Raw genomic sequence first — 20831 nt, forward strand, 5'->3', positions numbered from 1 at the left:
TTACAGGTCGTGGCCGGAATAGGAGCAGTTGAACGATTTGTTGCAGAGCGGGAAATCGGCGACGATGTTGCCTTCGATCGCCGCTTCCAGCAGCGGCCACTGGAACCATGATGGGTCGCGCAAGTGGCAGCGCTCGATCAGGCCGTCCTCGCCGATGCGCAGCCAGGCAAGGATGTCGCCGCGAAAACCCTCGACCAGCGCCATGCCCTCGCGCGGCCCCTCTGGCGCTGCGGCCTCGACGAGGGTCGGGCCGGCGGGCAGCCGCCCGAGAATCTGCTCGACCAGCGACAGGCTTTGCTCGACCTCCCGCACGCGGATCCAGACGCGCGCGTTGACGTCGCCCTCCTGCAGCACCGGCACATCGAAGGTAAGCTGGTCATAGGGGGCGTAAGCAAGATCGCGCCGCGCGTCGAAATCGCGGCCGGAAGCCCGGCCCACATAGCCGCCGGCGGCATATTGCCGGGCAAGCTCGCCCTTGAGCCGGCCCGTCGCCACCGTCCGGTCCTGCAGCGAGGCGGTATTGTCGTAGAGTTCCACCAGATGCGGGAAGCGCCGCCGGATCTCCGCGACCAGCGATCGGATGGCATCCGTCCCCGCCTCGTTCGGATCGCTTGCCGTGCCGCCGGGCAGGATGCGGTCGCGCATCAGGCGATGGCCGAAGGCGGTATCGGCGGCGCGCAAAACGCGCTCGCGCAACACGCCGCAATGCGCGTGCATGATCGCGAAGGCGGCGTCGTTGCAGATGGCGCCGATGTCGCCGAGGTGATTGGCCAGGCGCTCCAGCTCGGCCATCAGCGCCCGCAGCCAGATCGCACGCGGCGGCGGCGCGACGCCGAGCGCCGCCTCGACCGCGCGGGCGAAGGCCAGCGAATAGGCGACCGTACTGTCGCCTGACGTCCTGCCCGCCAGCTTGGCGGCACGTTCGATGGGCGCTCCCGCCATCAGGCTTTCAATGCCCTTGTGAACATAACCCAGCCGCTCCTCCAGCCGCACCACCGTTTCGCCGCCCGCCGTGAAGCGAAAATGCCCCGGCTCGATAATGCCGGCATGCACCGGCCCGACCGGAATCTGGTGGAGGTTCTCGCCCTCCGCCGTCAGGAAGCGGTAGGAGGGGGCGACCGCCGGCACGCCGGGCCGCGCCGTCAGCGGGTGGCTGATGCCCCACTGGCCATGGTCGAGCCAGCGCCTTGTATCGGGAAGGCCTTGCGGCGCCAGCCCGAAAAGATCCGCCCCGGCGCGTTCCAGCCGCAGGGCCGGCGGGTGATACTGGCCGATCGACGGGTAGCGGCCGCCTCGGCAGTCCAGGCTGATCACGCCGATGCCCTGCGCTTCGTCGAGGAGCGCCATGTGCACTTTGCCCGGCTCTCCCCACAGGCCGAGCAGGCTCCAGCGTCCGGCGACTAGCTGCTCGACGGCGAGGTTCCAGGCCTTCGGGGCGACCACAGCGCGCCGCCAGGGCGCGTGATGTTCGACCTGGCGGTCGGCCTCGATGAGATCGGCGAGCGCGGGCATGTTTTTCCTGCTCATGCGCCTACCCCAGGATCCCGGCGACATGCTGGAACCACGCCACCAGCGGCGCCGGCAGGTAGATGCCGGCGGCAAACACCAAAGCGAGGTGCGAATACATCGGCACATAGGACGCCTCGACCGGCGCCATGCCGCCGCGCGGCTCGCCAAAGGCGACGCCGGTCAGCCGCAGCAGCAGCGCCCCGAAGGCGATGAGCAGCCCGAACACCAGCGGGATCGCCAGCCACGGATGCCTGGCGAAGGTCGAGCTGACGACCAGGAACTCGCTCATGAAGATGCCGAGTGGCGGCAGGCCGGCGATGGCGACGACGCCGATCACCAGCGCCCAGCCAAGCCCGGGATGGCTTTCGGTCAGGCCCCTGATCTCGGAGATACGCTGCGTGCCCTTGACCTGCGCGATATGGCCGACGGCGAAGAAGATCGCCGATTTGGTCAGGCTGTGCATGACCATGTGCAGCAGGCCGGCGAAGTTGGCGAGCGGACCGCCCATGCCGAAGGCGAAGACGATGATGCCCATGTGCTCGATCGACGAATAAGCGAACAGGCGTTTGATGTCGCGGCGGCGGTAGAGCATGAAGGCCGCGAAAATCAGCGAGGTCAGTCCCATCGTGACCATCAGCGGCCCCGGCCCGATCGCTTCGGGGCTCGCGGCAAGCAGAAGCTTGAAGCGCAGCAGGGCGTAGAGTGCGACGTTGAGCAGCAGGCCCGACAGCACCGCCGAGATCGGCGTCGGGCCCTCGGCATGCGCATCGGGCAGCCACGCATGCAAGGGGGCAAGGCCGACCTTCGTGCCGTAGCCGAGCAGCAGGAAGATGAAAGCGACGCTGAGCAGAGCGGGGTCGAAACGCGCCGCCTTTTCGATCAGCACCGACCAGACCATGGCATTGGTCCCCTCGCCGACGACTGGCTGCGCGGCCATGTAGACAAGGATGGTGCCGAACAGGGCCAGCGCGATGCCGACGCTGCCGAGGATGAAATACTTCCAGGCCGCCTCCAGCGCCTCATGCGTGCGGTAGATGCCGACCATCAGCACGGTGGTCAGCGTGGCGAGTTCCACCGCGACCCACATCAGGCCGATATTGTTCGACACGAAGGCCAGGTTCATGCCGAACATCATGATCTGGTACATCGCGTGGTAGAAGCGCAGGTTCGGCGCGGTCAGCCGGCCGGTATCGAGTTCATGTGCGATATAGGACGCGCTGAACACGCTGGTAGTGAAGCCGACGAATGTGTTGAGCACGATGAAGACGATGTTGAGGTCGTCGACCAGCAGATATTGTCCCGGCGCCGGTCGCTCGGTGACGAACAGCGACAGCGCCGCGAGCAAGGTGAGCAGGCTGGCAATGACGTTCACGAGGGCCGTCATCTTGTAGTTCGGCAAGGCCGCCAGGATGGCAGCGGCGGCGGCCGGAATGAAAAGGATCGCGGCCACGGCGTCGAAGGAAAATGCGCTCACCGGCGTTCTCCCCGGTAGTCGTCGAGCGCGCCGATATCGACCGAATCGAACCGTTCGCGGATGCGGAACAGGAAGACGCCGATGACGATGAAGGCGATCAGGATCGAGAAGGCGACGCTGATCTCGACGACCAGCGGCATGCCCTTGGCGCCGGTGGCGGCCAGCACCAGGCCGTTCTCCAGTGACATGAAGCCGACGACCTGGCTGACGGCGTTGCGCCTTGTCACCATCACCAGCAGCCCCAAAAGGATGATCGACAGCGCGAAGGCGAGATCCTCGCGGGCGAGCGGGTCGGCCTCCGGCGTCACCCGAAGCATCAGCACCATGGAGAGCGTCACCAGCCCGATGCCGGCAAGCATGGTCGGGCCGATGCCGACGGCTGTCTCGATGTCGCGGTGGATGCCGAGCCGCTGGATGATGCGATGCAGGCCGACGGGAATGACGATCGCCTTAAAGACCAGCGCTATCGCCGCGGTGATGTAAAGATGATGCGCGTCCTGGATATAGGCCTGCCAGGCCACCGACAGCGCCAGCACGACCGCATGCAGCGCAAAGACGTTGATCAGCGCGAACAGGCGATCCTGGTAGAGCATCATGAAGGAGATCAGCACCAGGCTGCCGGCGAGCAGATGGGCGATGTCGAAGGTAAGACCGTTCATCACAGGCTCCGCGAGACGAACAGCAAAAGCGTGCCGAGCAGCGCCAGCATCAGCGCCGCGCCCAGGAAGTCGGGCACGCGGAAGACACGCATCTTGGCGACGGCCGTCTCGAACACGGCAAGCAGGATGGCAAGCACGGCCAGCTTGCCGAGATAGGCGGCAGCGCCGACGGCCAGCGATTTCGGCCCCGCGCCCGCGCTCTCCAGCCCCCAGGGCAGGAAGACGCAGGAGATCAGCGACATGTAGAGCAGGAGCTTGAGAAAGCTGGCGAGCTCGATCATCGCCAGATGACGGCCGGAATATTCCAGGATCATCGCCTCATGCACCATGGTGAGCTCCAGATGCGTGGCCGGATTGTCGACCGGAATGCGCGCATTCTCGGCGATCGCCACCATCACCAGGGCGATCAGCGACATGCCGAGCGACACCCGCAAACCGACCTCGGGCGAGCCCATGAAGGCGGCGACCGTCGAAAGCTGCGTGGCGCCGGCCACCAGCGCCAGGCTGAAGACGATGAGCAGCATCGCCGGTTCGGCGAGCGACGCGATCATCACCTCGCGGCTGGCGCCGATGCCGCCGAAGCTGGTGCCGACATCCATTCCGGCCAGCGCCTGGAAGAACCGCGCGCTGCCGAGCAGCGCCACGATGACGATCAGATCGGCGGCCCAGCTGAACTCAAGGCCGGTGGCGAAGGTCGGAACGAGCGCCGCCGCGACCCAAGTGGCGGCGAAGATCAGGTAGGGGGTCACCCGGAACAGCCAGGACGCATTGTCGGCCAGCACGACCTCCTTGCGCATCAGCCTGGCGAGGTCGCGATAGGGTTGGATCACCGAAGGTCCCTGCCGCCTGACCAGCCTGGCCTTCACCTTGCGCACGAAGCCGATCAGGAGCGGGGCCAGCAAAAGCACCGAAAACATCTGCGCGCCCTGCACGGCCAGCTCGAAGATCACGGCCATAGCGCAAGCACCAGAAGCAGGATGACGAGGTAGAGGAAGACCAGCGTCAGGTAGCGGCGGATTGTCAGGAACTGCAGGTGGTTCAGCCGCTCGGTGGCGAAATCGATCGCGCCGGTGATCGGCTGGTAGAAAATCTCCCAGGCCAGATCGTGCATGTCCACCTTGAGGCGCGCCGGTTCGAGGGCGCCCGGCGCCGGAATGTCCACCGTCTCGCGCGCCCTGAACGCGAAGCCGCCGAAGACGCGGCGAATGGGCTGCGCGAAGCTGACGGCCGTGTATTGCGCGGCGGGCACCGCGTCCACGAAGCCGCACCCCCATGCGATGCCCCGGCGCACGGCATGCGAGGCGAAGCGGTGGATGAAGAAGGCCGCGAGCGACGCCGAGATGGTGATGAAGGCGAACACCAGCAGGCCGTTATAGGAGCTGCGGCTCTCGGCGATCGGCACGATCGACAGCCAGGGCTCAGCTATCTGCACCGGCATGCGGTCGCCGACGAGCGAGAGCGCCACCGGCGACAGGCCGTCGATGACGAAGCCGGGCAGGATGCCGGCGAGCAGGCAGAAGGCGGCAAGCACGGCCATCGCCGCCAGCGACCAGCGGTCGACCTCATGCGCCCGCTCCACCGCCGCCGAGCGCGCCCGGCCAAGGAAGGTGATGCCGAATGCCTTGACGAAGCAGGCCGCGGCAAGTGCGGCCGACAGCGCCAGCATGCCGCCCACAGCCGGCACGATGACCTTCAGCCCCCATTGCGGCAGCTCGGGGCTGCGCAATATGGCCTGGAAGACCAGCCATTCGGAGGCAAAGCCGTTGAAGGGCGGCAGCGCCGAGATCGACACGCAGCCGACGAGGAAGACGAAGCTGGTCACCGGCAGGCGATGGATGAGACCGCCGAGCTTTTCCATGTCGCGTTCGCCGGTCGCCGTCAGCACGGCGCCGGCGCCGAAGAACAGCAGGCTCTTGAAGAAGGAATGGTTCAGCACGTGGAAAAGCGCCGCGGTGAAGGCCAGCGCGGCCGCCGACGGCATGGCGTTCGCCTTGAAGGCCAGCGCAAGGCCGAGGCTGGCGAAGATGACGCCGATATTCTCGATGGTCGAATAGGCAAGCAGCCGCTTGAGGTCCTTTTCCATCAGCGCATGCAGGATGCCGAGCACCGCCGTCACGCCGCCGATGAGGATGACCGCGACGCCGGACCACCATGCCGGCTCGCCAAGCAGGTCGAACACCACCCGGATGAAGCCGTAGATGGCGACCTTCGTCATGATGCCGCTCATCAGCGCCGAGACGTGGCTGGGTGCCGCCGGATGGGCAAGCGGCAGCCAGGCGTGCAGCGGCACGAGGCCGGCCTTGGAGCCGGCGCCGAGCAGCATGAGGACGAGCACCGCGCCGGCGGCGAAGGGTCCGGGATGCGCCGTCCGCATCGCGTCGAACGCATAGGTTCCCGCCGGCCCCGCCAGCAGGCCGAAGGCAAGCAGCAGCGCCAGCGTGCCGAAGCTTGCCATCACCAGGTAGATATAGCCGGCGCGCCTGTTGGCCTCGTCGCGGTGATGCGCCATGACCAGCGCCCAGGAGGCGAGCGACATGAACTCCCAGCACAACAGGAAGCTGAAAGCGTCGTTGGCGAGCACGACGAGGTTCATGCCGGCGAGGAACGCCGGATAGAACGGCAGCACGCGACGTGGCGTGGCCTCATGCCGGCCGTAGCCAAGACCGTAGAGGCTGGTGATGGAGCCGCCCAGGTTGACGACGACGAGGAAGAACGCAGACAGGCCGTCGAGACGGAACCGGGCGCCGGTCCAGGGCAGGCCGAGCGGCAAGGTGACGGCGGACACTTCGCCGGGATTGCCGGCGAGATGCCCGGCAACCGTCGCGAGCAGCGCGGCTGAAATGAAGAGCGCCGCGCCATAGACCAGACGCGTCGCGGCGGCGAGCCGGCTGATGGCAGCAGCCAGTATGGCTGTCGCCAGAAGCGCGGCAGGGCCGCACAGCAGAAGGGCGACGGTCGACATCACGGCAGGCTCCCGCCGAGCTCGGGGTCGCCGGTTTCGCCCGCCTTGGCCGGATCGAAACCAGCCTTCAGCCGTACGCCGCGACCGCCGCCTTGGCTGGCCGCGCCTTCGCCGATCAGTTCGATGCCGGCCGCCTCGAGCGCCGCGATCAGCTTCATCAGCGAATCGACATTGCCCCGGATGATCGAACTGCTGGCTTCCATGCGCTGGATCGTCGGCACCGACAGGCCGGACAATTCTGCAAGCCGGCGTTGATCGATGCCGAGCAGCGATCTGGCGGCGCGCAATTGCGGTGCGGTTATCACCGGCGACTCTCTCGTTCAGTTCTGAAATATGAGGTCTCGGTGCTGTAGCCTACATAAAAACGTTCTATCGTCAAGGATTGATGTCTCAAACATCTATGTTGATGGTACGACAGTGCGGGCGGTAGGCGCAGAAGCCCCGCCCAGATACCACGCCCGGCCAATCAAGCCGGCGTTTAAAGTGCCGCGATGCGGAAGGGCTTCAGCGCTCCGACGCCGTGTAGGCTATCGCCAGGATGTGTGGAGAAGCGGCAAAGCGCACGGTCAGGCGCTGGCCAAATGAAGTGACCGCTTCGCCCTTTTCGAAATCGACCGCGATGTCCTCGAATCCCAGCACGCGACCGTCGAGCGGAAACGATGCCTTGTAGGCAGCCTCCTTGACCGCGAACAGGATGCGGTCGCCCAGATTTGGATCGAGATCGCCCAGGCGATCCTCCGGTGCGGCAACCACGGCCCGGAGGTCGTGAGGCAATGGCAAGGCGGGTTCGATGTCGACACCGACGCTCTTCAGCGCGTCGGATCGCGCGGCGACCGCCACGGCCATCTCGTCGTCATGCGCGATCGAGCCGACAATTCCGGCCGGCCAGACCGGGTTGCCCGACTGGCCGCGCAATATCGCGGGTTCCCTGCATTCCAGGCGCCGCAGCAATTCGTGCGCGATGTGGCGGCCCGCCCCCGTGGCGGCGCGCGCGCCGGGTTCGCGGGTGGCCATCGAGGCATTTTCCTCCGGCAGCAAATATTGCTCGTCGCCGGCTTGGATGCGACGGCAGCCGACGACGAGGCAGGATGGCGCGAGGCCGGCCAATGCCTGCTCGACGGCGCGTTCGATGCCTGCTGACGTGCCTTGCGGCCGGGTGCTCAAGGCTCTACCCGCCCAGTTCGAGCACGGCAATCATCTCGCCGTCCTCGTCCAGTCCCTGCTCGACGAAACCGAAGCCGGCATAAAGCCGGCGCGCCGCCTCGTTCCCCGGGTCATAGCAGATCGTGACGCAGCGGATGTGGCTGAGCTTCGCAATCTCTTCCAGCGCCTTGGCGACGGCGGCGCGGCCAAGGCCTTTGCCCTGATCGCGACGGTCGATCATGAAGCGATAGATGATCGCTTCGTCATCGTCCTCGGGCGCGCTGTACATCAGAAATCCGACGACGCGCCCAGCGGCAACCACGGCACGGGCGATCGCCTCGTCATCCTGCCTGGCCTCCGCCAGCGATTCGGCATTGGAGGCAACGAATCCCTGCTGCCGCGGCAACAGTTCGAGCGCCAGGATCGCCGCCCGGTTGCCCTTGCCGACGGGTTCCAGCGCAACCGGCTGATCGCTGATGCCGGCGGAACGCGTCACGGGGCGTGACCGATTTCCATCGCGCGCGCGTCGATCGGCGTCACGACGCCGTAAAGCTTCGCCGGGTTGCCGCGCCAGACCGTGTTCGGCTCCAGCACCTCGCCCTTCATGACGAAGCAGTCGACGTCGGCCACGGATCCCTCGCCCATCACCACCGCGTAATGAACGAAGGAGGACGGCGCCAGCGTGCAGCCATTGCCGATGCGGATGTAATCAGACTTGAACGCGCCTTCCTCGAGCGAGTGCGGCTGGATCACGCAGCCTTCGTTGAGCGTCACGTCGTCGCCGATCTCCACCAGCGACCGCTCGGTGATGATGCAGCCGCCGTCATAGAGGCGCAACCCGACCTTCACGCCCAGCATGCGCAGGATGATCGGCCGGAACGGGGTGCCGGTGAACAGGCCCATGATCGGCGAATCGGACAGCTTCCAGTGACGTTCGTGCCGCCAGAAGACAGGGTCGTAGATTGTCGCCATCCTGGGCTTCAGACGGCGGAAGCCGAGGCTGGCGCGCTCCAGGAAGATGTAGAACGGGATGCCGATCGCCGTGGTCAGCATCACCGCCGCGAACATCGCTGTCTGCCCCCATTCGGTATAGTAGTTGAGCGCGCGGTCCCAGATGGCGAGCGTCAGGAACAGGATCAGCCACTGCGCGGCCACGAACATCAGCGCGGTGACGAGATTGTGCAGGTTCTTCAGCGGCAGGCGACGGCTGCGCTCCTTGTCGGAGATCAATCCGAGAAGCTCCTTGTCGCGATTAACCATGCGCGGAATCTCGAACGGCGGCGAACCTAGAAGCCCTACATTCTCGCGCATCGGGCCGTCCACCGGCACGTGCACCTTGGTGCCGAGCAGGCAATTGTCGCCGACGCGGGAATCCGGTGAATAGATGATGTTGTTGCCGAAGAAGTTGCGTTCGCCGACCCGCGTATGTTCGAGCCGGAAGGAGTTGGCCGACTTCTGCATGTTGACCATGAACAGGCCGTCCGACACCATCGTATGCGAGCCGATCTCGCTCAGCTGCGGGTTTTCATGCCGCTGGTTCGTGCCGAAATTCGACCCGGTCTGATCCACCTTGTTCAGCCGCCACCCTATGGCGCGCAGGTAATATATGATGGCCGAACTGTCGCCGAACAGCACGTTCAGCAGCCGCACATTGCTGATCAGCTCCAGCATGGTTTGCAGCCAGTAGTGGAAGCCGTAGAGCGAATAGTTCCGGCCGGGCTTCAGCATGAGGTTGAACAGCCGCGGCACGATGGCCGCCAGCAGAACCCCGCCGATGATGAAGCCCGCCACCGTGACCGTGGTGCCGATCGCCACGACGCCGATGGTCTCATCATAGTCGTCGCCGACATTTTCCCAGTAGCTGTGGAACAGAAGCGGGAACGGTGTGACGATGGCAAACAAGATGAAGAGCTGGATCGCCTCGTAGATGACGCGGCGCGCCCTGGACAGCGGCACGTTGGGGACGGTGCAGTAATTCGCATCGGTAGGGATCGCCGGCGATCCATGCCACCGCTCGCCGGCAGGCACGGCCTGTCCGCGATGCAGCGACGAGGCGTGGCCGAGCTGGGCGCCGTCGCCCATGCGGGTGTCGATGTCGAGCGTCGATCCGACGCCGACAAAGGCGTTGTTGCCGATATTGACCGGCCCGGTATGGATATAGCCCGCCTGCGCGCGGAACCCGAGGATCGTCGAGTCCTTGCGCAGGATCGAGTTGTCGCCGATGGCGATCAGGTCGGTGCAGACCGGAACCGCCCTGCACTCGACGACGGTGCGGCTGCCGAGCCGCGCGCCGAGCAGGCGCAGATAGAGGCTGTAGAGCGGGCTGCCGCGGAACAGCACGACCGGAGCGCTGCGGACCAGCGTCTTCACGATCCAGAAGCGGTAGTAACGCCAGCCCCAGATCGGAAAGGTTTCGGCCTTCCAGCGGCCGACCAGCAGCCATTTGGCGGCGATGGCAAAGCCGCTCAACCCGAAGAACACCCCGGCCGATAGGACGACGCAGCGCATATAGAGAACCGGCGCGTCGTCCAGCGCATCATAGACCCAGTCGAGGCCGTCATTGATCAGCCAGAGCGCGGCATACCAGTAAGCCGCGTAAAAGATCAGCTGGCCGAAGCCCGTGGCCCAGATGGCAAGATTGGAGGCCCGATGCGTCAGCATGGGTTCGCTCGCGGCAACCGCTGCCATCTGCGGCGCCCGCAGGTAATCGGCGAGCTTCGCCACCGTCGGATGCAGGTAGATGTCGCGCATCGACGTCGTCGACCAGGCCTTGCGCGACCGGATGCGCGCGCAGAACCGCGCCATCAACAGCGAGTTCGCGCCGAGATCGTCGAAGAAGTGATCCTCGATCGAGATATCCTCGAACTTCAGCACGTCCTGCAGCGTGTCGACGAGGAACTTCTCGTCCTCGTTGCGCGGGTCGATCATCGCATGGCCAGCGGCCACGCGGGCGCTCGTCGGCTTCGGCAGCTTCCGCAAATCGACCTTGTTGGAGACGGTCATCGGGATCGCGGGCAGCTGTTCCAGATAGGCCGGAACCATGTAGTCGGGCAGCCGCCGCTTGAGCTCCTGCACCAGCACGGTGCGGTCCACGCCGTCGCCGCCGCTCTTGGGGGAGTAGTAGCCGACCAGCTCCGTGCGCTCGGGCTCGATCTCCCAGGTCGTCACCGCCGCCTGCGCGATGCCCGGCTGATCCAGCAGCACGGCCTCGATCTCGCCAAGCTCGATGCGGTAGCCGCGGATCTTCACCTGCGTGTCGATGCGGCCGTGATATTCGATATCGCCATTGTCGTTGATGCGGCCAAGGTCGCCCGTCCGGTAGATGCGGCCGTTGGGATTGTTCGGCAGGCCGATGAAATCGTTGATGAAGCGCTGCTCGGTCAGTTCCGGCCGGTTGAGGTAGCCGACCGCCACGCCCATGCCGCCGATGCAGACCTCGCCTAGCTGGTCGCCGGAGAGCACTTCCGGCTTTTCAGGATCGAGAATGGCGATCGAATAGGTCGGCAGCGGCTTGCCGATGGTCACCGGTTCGTCCGGGGTCAGCAGGGCCATCGTCGCGGTGACCGTCGCTTCGGTTGGTCCATAGGTGTTGAGGATCTTGCGGCCCGGTTTTGCCCAGCGGGCAACGAGCTTCTGCGAGCAGGCCTCGCCGCCAACCAGGATTGTGCGCAGGCTTGGCGCGTCGCTCTCGATCGACGACAGCAGCGTCGGGCTGCAGGCCATGCAGGTGATGTTGTGCTCGCGCAGGAAGCTCGCCAGCTCCTCGCCGACCAGCGGCTGCTGGCCCGGCGCCGGCACCACGGTGGCGCCGGCGGCAAACGGCACCCAGATCTCCTCCGAGGAGAAGTCGAAGGCGATCGTCATGCCTTGGTAAACACGGTCGCCCGGCTGGTAGCCGTAGGACGCCGCCGCGACGCGGATGAAGTTGCAAAAACTCTGATGCGTGATGACCACGCCCTTTGGCTTGCCCGTGGTGCCCGAGGTGTAGAGGATGTAGCAGGTCTGATCCTGGGCGCCGTCCGGCAAGGGCGCCGTTTCCGGCTGGAGCGCGATTTCGGACTCCGCCGAATCGATCGAGATATGCGGAACGGGCAGGCGCGCCACGCGCGCCGCATAGCCGGAAACGCTGATCACCATCGTGACGTTGGCATCCTCGATGATCATCACCATGCGTTCTTCGGGAAACGCGGTGGCCAAAGGCACGAATGCCGCTCCGGCCTTCATGACGGCAAGCACGGCGATATAGGTTTCGGCGGAGCGGTCGAGCAACAGGCCGATCCGGTCGCCTGGCTTGACGCCGCGCTCTATCAACAGATGGGCGAACTGGTTGGCGCGGCTGTTCAGCTCGCGATACGACCAGGGCCGGCCGCCGGAAATGACCGCTGGCGCCGCGTCGAAGCGGCTCGCCAGGTCGCCGAAGAAGCGGTCGAGCCGCTCATGCGGCTCGCCTTTCTGGATGAAATCGGCGCCGATCAGGATCTGCTCGCGCGCCGGCGCTGCGGTCGCTGTTTTGGCTTGGCGGGAATTCTGCTTGGCGGGCTTGGTGGCTTCGTTGAGAGACATTGGGAACCTCGCGGGCTCGTATCCGCCCGCAATACGTGACTGGTGAAAAGACGAAAACTAACGACGTCCGGCCAGGTGCCCTCTTCGTGGACGGTGAAATGATCGTACCGCGGCGTATGGGACTGGGAACTGGCCAACTTCAAGCAGGCCTATGCTGCCGCACTGATGGCCGATCCGTGACGATCGCGCAACTTCACGATGATTTGATTGGGCCGCGTTTCACGCGGCGATCAAACGGCGATGGGACGGATGTCGGCATTCTCGAGGCAGTAGGGCGCATAACGGAAATCCCGGATTCCCACGACCTCGCCGTTGCGCCAGTCCAGGAGCATGAAACCGCGCACCGCATTGTCCGCCTGCGGGTTGCGGATCAGGATCGCCGGACGTCCCTCGACAAAGCCGAGCGACAGCGCCCAGTCGACGGCGCGGTCGTAATTGCTGAAATAGGTAGAGGCCTGCTTCTTGCCGCTGAGCCGGGTGCGGTTGACCACCTCGAGTTCGATGTCCTCGGCGATCAGCGCCCTGACGGCGTCGAAGTCACGGGCGTTGAAAAGATCGACATAGCGGCGCAGGCGACGCTCTTCTTCCGGGTCGAGCTTCGGCATGGCGGCTTCGTCCGGCGCGGCCGCCAGCGCCTTCAGCTCGGCCCGGCCGCGATGCAGCGCCGCCTTGGTTGCCGCCAAGGTAGCACCGGTCACCTCGCAGGTCTCGGCGAGGCTGAGGCCGAGCACGTCGGTCAGGATCACGGCGGCGCGCTGCGCAAGGGTGAGCCGCATGAAGGTGCGCAGGCTTGTTGCCGCAGCAAGCCTTGCCTCGGCGCTGGCCGACAGGTCCTCTATTGCCGTCATGTCGGCCTCTATCGCTCGGGTGCGCTCGCGCTGGCGGCGACGCAGATGATCCTGCGCCGCGTTGTGGGCGATGCGAAACAGCCACTGCTCGGGGCGCTCGACCAATGCGCCGTCGCTATGCGCCGCAAGCGCCTTCACGATCGCCTCCTGAACGATGTCCTCGCCCTCGATCGTCGAACCGGCCATGCGGGCGGCATAGCGATGCAGTTTGGGCCGCAGGTCGATGAGCATCGCGTCGAGCGCCGTGCGGTCATTTTTCGCTATGCCCATCGTTTCCATTCTCGCATCGGCGGGGTGGCTCATGGAGGCCGCACCTGTCAGGCCGGCAGGATTTCCTCTGTGCTGGCCAGCATACGATAGTTGCCGACGATTTTTACCGGCGATCTGGTGAGAGGTGTGGAGCGACGTCCGGCGTGATCGGCGCTGAAGGCCTTGAAGGCGGTAAGCCCGGTAAGGCCGTCGCCGTCCTGGCTGACAAGATGGACGAACTCGCCATTCTCCAGTTCCAGAACGAGGTAGCGCACGGATTGCGGCTTCGTTTCGTCGAGCGCCTGGAACACCTTTTCAACCATCGTGCGGTTCTCGGCGATGCTTTCATCCTTCACGCCGTAGCGGATGAGATTGTAGGTCATGGTCATCTCCTTCGATGGGTTGTGAAGAAAAGACGTTTCGTCTGGTCGAAAAGATTCTCGTCCGCCCGAGAATCTTTTTGCCCGCTTCCGTCGTCTTTCATGCGTCGAGGCCGCATCGGCGGCCTCCGCGATGAGGAGAGACATCATGCATATCCAGTTTGCCGAGCTGCCGGTATTCGATTAGGACCGCGCCAAGGCGTTCTACACCAACAATCTTGCCTGCCAGGTGATTGCCGACCAGCGGATGGCCGACAGCGGCTGGCGCTGGGTGGAATTGGCCCTTCCGCACGCGGTCACCAACCTGCATTTCATCAGCCGGGCGGATGCCTCGCCGAGCGAGGATCCGGTGATGGTCCTGGTCGACGACAATGTCGAGGCAACGGTCGCATCCCTCAGGGCGAAGGGCGTCGAGATCGTCAGCGAGCCGCAGGAAGCGCCATGGCAGCCCGGCCGCATGATCGCCGAGTTCCACGACAGCGAAGGCAACCGCATGATGCTGGCAAGCCGGTAGTGCAGTGGCCTGGTCGCCTGATTGCCGGTCAGGCGACCGCCTTTGCCGCCGCCCTTCCGGCGCTGCGGCCTGAAAAGATGCAGCCGCCCAGAAAAGTGCCTTCGAGCGCCGCATAGCCATGCACTCCGCCGCCGCCGAAGCCGGCGACTTCGCCCACGGCGTATAGTCCTGGCACCGGCTGTCCGGCGGCGTCGAGAACCCGGCTGTCGAGATCGGTCTCAAGCCCGCCCAGCGTCTTGCGGGTGAGCACGTTGAGGCGCACCGCGATTAGCGGGCCGTTCGCCGGATCGAGCATCTTGTGCGGCTTTGCCGTGCGGATCAGCCTGTCGCCGAGATAGGTGCGCGCGCCACGCAGCGCCGTGATCTGCGCATCCTTGGAGAACGGATTGTCGAGCTGCATGTCGCGGGCGCGGATCTCGCGCTCGACCTGGGCGACGTCCAGCAGCGGCTCGCCACCGGCCAGCGCATTCATGCGCGCCACCAGCTTCGAAAGATCGGCCTCGACGATAAAGTCCTCGCCCTTTTCCATGAAGGCTTTCACCGGGCCGGGAATGCCCGACGTCGCGCGGCCCAGCACCTGCCGCCAGCTTTTGCCGGTGAGGTCGGGGTTCTGCTCCGAGCCCGACAGCGCGAACTCCTTCTGGATGATCTTCTTGGTCAAGATGAACCAGGAATAGTCGAAGCCGGTGCTCATGATGTGGTTGAGCGTGGCGAGCGTATCGAAGCCCGGATAGAGCGGCACCGGCAGCCTTTTGCCCCGCGCATCGAGCCAGAGCGAGGAGGGGCCGGGCAGGATGCGGATTGCATGCTCGGTCCAGATCGGCGCCCAGTTCTTGATCCCCTCGACATAATGCCACATGCGGTCGCGGTTGATGACCCTGCCCCCGGCGGCTTCGGTGATCGCCAGCATGCGCCCGTCGACATGGTCGGGCACGCCGGTGATCATCCGCTTCGGCGGCGCGCCCAGGCGATCAGGCCAGTTCTTGCGCACCAGCTCATGATTGGCGCCGATGCCGCCGGACGCAACGATTACTGCCTGCGCGCTAAGCGCGAACTCGCCAGCCACGTTGCGCGTGCTCTTGCGGCCGCGCTCGACGCTGCTCGGCTCGAGTACGTCGCCGCGCACCCCGGTCACCGTCTTGCGGGTGCGGATGATCTCGTTGACCCGATGACGAAACCTGAACTGCACGATCCCGCGCTTTTGCGCCTCGCGCACGCGCATCACAAAGGGTTCGAGCACGCCGGGCCCGGTGCCCCAGGTGACGTGGAAGCGCGGCACCGAATTGCCGTGGCCGACGGCATTGCCGCCGCCGCGTTCTGCCCAGCCGACGACGGGGAAGAATTTCAGCCCGCGTTCCATCAGCCAGGAGCGCTTCTCGCCGGCGGCGAAGCCGACATAGGCCTCCGCCCATTTGCGCGGCCAGAAATCCTCTGGACGGTCGAAGGCGGCGGTGCCCATCCAGTCCTCGAGCGCGAGATCGTGCGAATCGCGGATGCGCATGCGCCGCTGCTCAGGCGAATCGACCAGGAAAAGCCCGCCGAACGACCAGAAGGCCTGGCCGCCCAGCGACTGCTCCGGCTCCTGGTCGACGATGATGATTTTCTTGCCGGCCTCCGCCAGTTCGGCAGCGGCGACGAGGCCCGCCAGCCCGGCGCCGACAATGATCACGTCCGCGTCAGCCATTTTTCCTCCCAGAATGAGCCGGCAAACTTATTGCGAAGCCTACGCAATTCCAGGAAAACTGTGACGCGGTTTTCCGTCCGGAATTGCGTAAAAGCAAAAATCTTTAGACCGTCTCCCAGCCGTCCTTCTCGCCGGCGCGGAAGATGGCGTCGATGACCTTCTGGTTGAGCACCGATTCCTCCAGCGTGAAGACGCGCTCCTTGCTGCCCTGGGCGGCGCGCACGAAGGCCTCGCATTCCAGCCGGTACTGCTGCGTGCCGGGGAAGCGGAACACCTGCGCCTCGGTGTGGTTCTGGTTGTGCAGCTCGATGCGGTGGTGCTCGTAGAGCCCGGCATTGAACGGGCCGAAGACTTCGATGAACCCTTTTTCGCCGTGGAACACCATCACCTGGCGCGCCGCCATCTGCGTCGACAGATAGAAGGACAGCTCGAAGTCGCCGAAATCGGCGCGGATCGAGGAATAGATGTCGGTGCCGAAGGTCTTGTCGCGCTCGATCGTCGCCTGCACGCGGATCGGTTCCCTGCCGGTCGAAAACCGCGTCGACACTGTCGGATAGACGCCGATGTCGGGCAGCGCGCCGCCGCCGAGATCGAGCTGGTTGCGCATGTTCTTTGGGTCGACATTGTAATAGGAGAACGCGCCCTGCACATGCCGCAGCCGGCCGATGGCGCCGGCGGCGATGAGGTCGCGCACCTTGATCCATTGCGGGTGGTAGGTGACCATGAAGGCCTCGCAGACCAGCACCTTCTTCTCGTCGCGCAGCTTGATCAGCGGCGGGATGTCCTTGGCGTCGAGCGCGAGAGGCTTTTCCACCAGCACATGTTTTCCGGCTTCGATCGCCTTCGCCGTCCATTCGACATGCTGCGAGGTGGGCAGCGGGATGTAGACGCCGTCGACGTCCGGGGAGGCAAGCAGTTCCTCATAGGAGCCGAAAGCATGGCGGGCGCCGAAACGCTCGCCCAGGGCCTTGGCCTTCGAGAGGTCACGGCTGGCGATCGCCGACAGCACGCCGTTTTCCGAATCCACGATTGCCGGCAAAAGCTGCTCGCGGCCGATCTTCGCCGTCGACAGAACACCCCATCGGAACATCACGCTTCTCCATGTCGGTTACATCATGGAGGTGTGCCCCAATTCCGGAGAAAAGCCAATCGCAGAGGCTCCGTGCAGCTTAGCGCATGCATTGTCCAATGCAGCGCTGGTCGACCCCCACTCCGTCTCGGCTTCGCCGAGTCACCTCTCCCCCGATCGACGGGGTAGAGGAAAGACACCAAGCTTTTTGCCGTCGACGCCTGTGCGGCAACGCTCCCGTCCTTTCCCTCCGGAGGGGGGAAAGGTGGCGCTGCGAAGCAGCGACGGATTGGGGGAACCACGTGGCAATCAAACCTCGGCCCGATCGGTCAGTTACAGAACATGAGTTCGTTGCGCAGCCCGGCTTTGCCGGGGGCGAGGAAATGGCGCTCAGCCCCTTCTCCCCGTCAGCGTCATGTCGAAATCGACGACATTGGAGTAGAGCGGCGTGCCGACATCCATGCCGTAGCGCGACCGCAGCACCTTGCCGGTGACGTGGAATTTGATCGTGCCGGATTTAAGCCCCCCGAGCTCGGCGGTGAACTTTTCCGGGAACGTCTTGCCGCGCGCGGTCAGCCGGCCGGTCACAACCGCCGTCGTGTCGCCGGTGCGGGTGATGCTGGTCGAGCGGAACTGGATCTCTGGATTGTTGGCGGCGTCGAACACCGCGTCGGAGCGGAGGAAGGCGTCGATGCGGCCCTGCCCGGTGCCGACGCTCTCGGGATAGATGGTGAGGTCGACCTTGGAGCGGCCGACATCGCTATTGTCGATGCGGATCGTGCCCTTGAAGCGGCCGAAGGCGCCGTCGAAGCCGCCGCCGCCGGCTTTGCCGATGGTGAAGCGGATCGACGAGCCCGAAGGGCTGATCGTGTAGCTGCCGGCGGCGTCGCTGAGGGCAACCGCCGCGTATACTGGCATGGCAAGGCAAGCGGCAAAAGCCGCCACTCCGAGGATGCGCGCGTTCATGGGGATGGTCCTTTTCGTGAGACAGCGCATTGCTGTCATCTCGCCCCGTCAACGAATGACCGGCCCGCTCTATTCCCCGCTTGACGAAGGTGTGATGATGCGCGTGAGCACAGCATCGCGCAACAGGAAATGATGGCGTAAAGCAGCCGCGATGTGCAGCGCTACCAGCGCGATGCCGGCATAGGCGAGATACCAATGCGCGGACGTCCAAAAGCTCTCCGAGGCGTCTGACTCGGTCAGCGGCAAATTGGGCATCACGAACAGGTTGAACGGCATGGTCGGGATTTCCAGCGTCGAGACCGAGACCAGCGCCCAGCCGGAGAGCGGCAGCGCGACCTGGAACGCATAGAGCGCGAAATGCGCCAGCGGCGCGGTTCTGCGCTCCAATGTCCCGACCGAAGCCGGCAAGGCCGGCGCCGCGTTGCCGAGCCGCCAGGCGATGCGCAGGATGATCAGGCCGAGCAGCAGGAACCCGAAGGATTTGTGCAGCTGAATCAGTTCGAAGGACGTCCGTTGGCTTTCGATCCGCACCATAACGTAGCCGAGGACGAATTGGCCGATGAAGATGATGCCGATCAGCCAGTGGAGGACGATCATCGCCCAGCCATAGCGGGTAGGGGTGTTCGTGATGGATGTCTGCATGGTGAGAAGAACGTCGCTGGGATGGGCTTTCTTCCGAGGCCTTACCCTCCCCCTGTGGGGGGGTCGATCCGCATAGCGAATCGGAGTGGGGGCTCGTAGGGCGCTACGCCCCCCGGCTCGCAATCTCCGCTTCGCTACGCTTGCAAGCCGACCCTCCCCACAAGGGGAAGGGTGGGTTCACCCGCTCACCTTGAAGAAATCCACGAACGCCCTGAGCGCCGGCCGCATCTGCCGGCGGCTGGGATAATAGACGAAGAAACCCTCGAAGGACGGGCACCAGTCCTCCAGCACGCGGATCAGCCTGCCGTCGGCGAGCGGCGCCCGGACATAGGGCTCGAAGACGAAGGCAAGCCCGGCGCCGTCGACCGCCGCCTGGGCAATCAGATGGTCCTCGTCGAGGATCAGCGGCCCCTGCGCCGCGATCTCGATCTCCTCGCCGTCCTTCTCGAATTCCCAGCGGTAGAGGATGCCGCTGGAAAAGCGGAACCGGATGCAGCGATGCTCGGCGAGGTCACGCGGATGGCGCGGTTTCGGCATGGAGGCGAAATAGGACGGCGCGGCGACCACCGCGCCGCGGAGGTCGGGCCCGATGCGCACCGCGATCATGTCGCGCTGCAGGCTTTCGCCGAGCCGCACGCCGGCATCGAAGCCGCCTTCGACCACATCGGTGAAGCGATCCTCGATGACGATCTCCAGCACGATATCGGGATAGGCCGCGGCAAAGGCGCCGAGCCTGGGCGTGAGCGTCAGGTGGGCTGCCGTGCGCGGCACGGTCAACCGCAGATTGCCCGCCGGCCGGTCGCGCGCCTCGACCGCTGTCTCCAGCGCCAGGTCGATCTCGGACAGCGCCGGCCGCAGCCGTTCGAGCAGTTGCGCGCCTTCTTCGGTCGGCCCGACGCTGCGCGTGCTGCGCGCCAAGAGCCGCACGCCGAGCCGCGCTTCCAGGCTCGACACCGCGTGACTCACGGCCGAGGGCGCGATGCCGAGCTCGCGCGCGGCGCCGCGAAAGCTGGCGCATTGGGCGACCGTGGCAAGCACGGCGAGCTGCGAGAGGTTGGTGCGGTTCATTGATCTATATTCTAGAACAAGCCGTGCAAAAGAGCCATGATTATCGAACGGATTGCAAGGCCTTATCTCCTGCCCATCGCAACAAGGAGATGCGCCATGCAAACCCGCAAACTCGGAACTGAACTCGAAGTCTTTCCCGTCGGCCTCGGCTGCATGGGCATGAGCTTCGCTTATGGCGGTCAGCCGGAGGCGGAAGCCATCGCCACGTTGCGTCGCGCCGTGGAAATCGGCGTGACCTTCTTCGACACGGCCGAAGTCTATGGTCCGTTCGAGAACGAAATCCTGGTCGGCAAGGCGCTGAAGCCGGTGCGCGACAAGGTGACAATTGCCACCAAATTCGGCTTCAAGATCCTCGACGAAGGCACCGGCATCGACCGCATGGCGGGCGTCGACAGCCGCCCCGAGCACGTCAAGGCGGTGGCGGAAGCCTCGCTCAAGAGGCTCGATACTGACGTGATCGACCTCTACTACCAGCACCGCGTCGATCCGAACGTGCCGATCGAGGACGCGGTCGGCGCCATGGCCGAGCTGGTGCGCGAGGGCAAGGTGCGCGCGCTGGGCTTGTCGGAGGTGAGTGCTGCCACTTTGCGCCGGGCGCATGCCGTGCATCCGATCGCCGCCGTGCAGAGCGAATATTCGCTGTGGAGCCGCGATCCGGAGGACGAGATACTCGCCGTCTGCCGCGAGCTTGGCATCGGTTTCGTCCCCTACAGCCCGCTCGGCCGCGGCCTGCTCACCGGCACGCTCAGCAAGCCCGACGCGCTCGGCGCCGGCGACTGGCGCCTGACCCTGCCGCGCTTCCAGGCCGAGGCGATGGAGGCCAACAACGCCGTCATCGCGATGCTGGAGAAGATGGCGGCCGAGAAGGGCGTGACGCCGGCGCAGCTTGCGCTCGCCTGGGTGCTGCACCAGGGCGACTTTATTGTCCCTACCCCCGGCGCGCGGAAGATCCGCCACTTGGAGCAGAACACGGCGGCTGCGGGCATTGAGCTGAGTGCTGCAGAGGTCGCGTCGATCGGCGACGCGCTGTCGCCCGACAAGGTGGTCGGCAAGCGCTATACGGAGGAATTGCTGGCGCTGGTGAATGGGTGAGTGGAAAGG

At 65.2% G+C, this 20831-nt stretch carries 17 protein-coding genes and 1 pseudogene; 2 read left to right on the forward strand and 16 right to left on the reverse strand.

Annotated features, from left to right (window positions below; translation table 11 throughout):
- The 11 genes from EN869_RS10645 to EN869_RS10695 form a co-directional block, all read right to left on the reverse strand.
- The gene (locus tag EN869_RS10645) at positions 1–1512 is read right to left on the reverse strand and encodes an NADH-quinone oxidoreductase subunit C (RefSeq protein ID WP_127226908.1); all 1512 of its coding nucleotides are present in this window, start codon (positions 1510–1512) and stop codon (positions 1–3) included.
- 19 nt (positions 1513–1531) lie between these two features.
- Positions 1532–2983, reverse strand: a complete 1452-nt coding sequence (locus EN869_RS10650; RefSeq protein ID WP_127226801.1) for a hydrogenase 4 subunit F — start codon at positions 2981–2983, stop codon at positions 1532–1534.
- Positions 2980–3642, reverse strand: coding sequence for a hydrogenase-4 component E (locus EN869_RS10655; protein ID WP_095819077.1), 663 nt, complete (start codon positions 3640–3642; stop codon positions 2980–2982). Before EN869_RS10655 ends, EN869_RS10650 begins: the two co-directional genes overlap by 4 nt.
- Positions 3642–4598, reverse strand: coding sequence for an NADH-quinone oxidoreductase subunit H (locus tag EN869_RS10660; protein WP_127226800.1), 957 nt, complete (start codon positions 4596–4598; stop codon positions 3642–3644). The genes EN869_RS10655 and EN869_RS10660 overlap by 1 nt, the downstream gene beginning before the upstream one ends.
- The gene (gene hyfB / locus EN869_RS10665) at positions 4589–6604 is read right to left on the reverse strand and encodes a hydrogenase 4 subunit B (RefSeq protein WP_127226799.1); all 2016 of its coding nucleotides are present in this window, start codon (positions 6602–6604) and stop codon (positions 4589–4591) included. The genes EN869_RS10660 and hyfB overlap by 10 nt, the downstream gene beginning before the upstream one ends.
- Entirely contained in the window at positions 6604–6909 is a 306-nt protein-coding gene (locus EN869_RS10670; RefSeq protein ID WP_127226798.1) for a helix-turn-helix transcriptional regulator, read from the reverse strand. Before EN869_RS10670 ends, hyfB begins: the two co-directional genes overlap by 1 nt.
- Before the next feature lie 199 nt (positions 6910–7108).
- Positions 7109–7768 (reverse strand): 4'-phosphopantetheinyl transferase superfamily protein, encoded by a 660-nt coding sequence (locus tag EN869_RS10675; protein ID WP_127226797.1) that lies wholly within the window; start codon positions 7766–7768, stop codon positions 7109–7111.
- A gap of 4 nt (positions 7769–7772) precedes the next feature.
- Positions 7773–8243 (reverse strand): GNAT family N-acetyltransferase, encoded by a 471-nt coding sequence (locus EN869_RS10680; protein ID WP_245489471.1) that lies wholly within the window; start codon positions 8241–8243, stop codon positions 7773–7775.
- Entirely contained in the window at positions 8240–12310 is a 4071-nt protein-coding gene (locus tag EN869_RS10685; RefSeq protein ID WP_127226796.1) for a Pls/PosA family non-ribosomal peptide synthetase, read from the reverse strand. The genes EN869_RS10680 and EN869_RS10685 overlap by 4 nt, the downstream gene beginning before the upstream one ends.
- Before the next feature lie 230 nt (positions 12311–12540).
- Positions 12541–13428 (reverse strand): sigma-70 family RNA polymerase sigma factor, encoded by an 888-nt coding sequence (locus tag EN869_RS10690; protein WP_127226795.1) that lies wholly within the window; start codon positions 13426–13428, stop codon positions 12541–12543.
- 47 nt (positions 13429–13475) lie between these two features.
- A complete protein-coding gene (locus EN869_RS10695; protein ID WP_245489472.1) occupies positions 13476–13790 on the reverse strand; it encodes a hypothetical protein in 315 nt (104 codons plus the stop codon).
- Between the two features lie 196 nt (positions 13791–13986).
- Between EN869_RS10695 and EN869_RS10700 the strand changes: the two are divergent.
- Positions 13987–14301: pseudogene (locus EN869_RS10700) on the forward strand (VOC family protein); the annotation flags it as partial.
- Between the two features lie 28 nt (positions 14302–14329).
- On the opposite strand, the gene EN869_RS10705 reads toward EN869_RS10700, so the two are convergent.
- The 5 genes from EN869_RS10705 to EN869_RS10725 form a co-directional block, all read right to left on the reverse strand.
- Entirely contained in the window at positions 14330–15985 is a 1656-nt protein-coding gene (locus tag EN869_RS10705; RefSeq protein ID WP_127226794.1) for an FAD-binding dehydrogenase, read from the reverse strand.
- A 103-nt stretch (positions 15986–16088) separates the two neighbouring features.
- Positions 16089–17075 carry a Gfo/Idh/MocA family oxidoreductase gene (locus tag EN869_RS10710; RefSeq protein WP_127226793.1) on the reverse strand — a complete coding sequence of 329 codons (987 nt, stop codon included), beginning with the start codon at positions 17073–17075 and terminating at the stop codon, positions 16089–16091.
- Positions 17076–17444: 369 nt separating this feature from the next.
- Positions 17445–18020, reverse strand: a complete 576-nt coding sequence (locus EN869_RS10715; protein WP_127226792.1) for a YceI family protein — start codon at positions 18018–18020, stop codon at positions 17445–17447.
- A 69-nt stretch (positions 18021–18089) separates the two neighbouring features.
- Positions 18090–18662, reverse strand: a complete 573-nt coding sequence (locus EN869_RS10720; protein WP_127226791.1) for a cytochrome b — start codon at positions 18660–18662, stop codon at positions 18090–18092.
- Positions 18663–18839: 177 nt separating this feature from the next.
- On the reverse strand, positions 18840–19730 hold the full coding sequence (locus tag EN869_RS10725) for a LysR family transcriptional regulator (RefSeq protein WP_127226790.1): 891 nt from the start codon (positions 19728–19730) through the stop codon (positions 18840–18842).
- 96 nt (positions 19731–19826) lie between these two features.
- On the opposite strand from EN869_RS10725, the gene EN869_RS10730 reads away from it, so the two are divergent.
- Positions 19827–20822 carry an aldo/keto reductase gene (locus EN869_RS10730; RefSeq protein WP_127226789.1) on the forward strand — a complete coding sequence of 332 codons (996 nt, stop codon included), beginning with the start codon at positions 19827–19829 and terminating at the stop codon, positions 20820–20822.
- Positions 20823–20831 lie beyond the last annotated feature (9 nt).

It is taken from the genome of Mesorhizobium sp. M2D.F.Ca.ET.226.01.1.1 (assembly GCF_004022705.2).
In the GTDB taxonomy this organism is placed as follows: domain Bacteria; phylum Pseudomonadota; class Alphaproteobacteria; order Rhizobiales; family Rhizobiaceae; genus Mesorhizobium.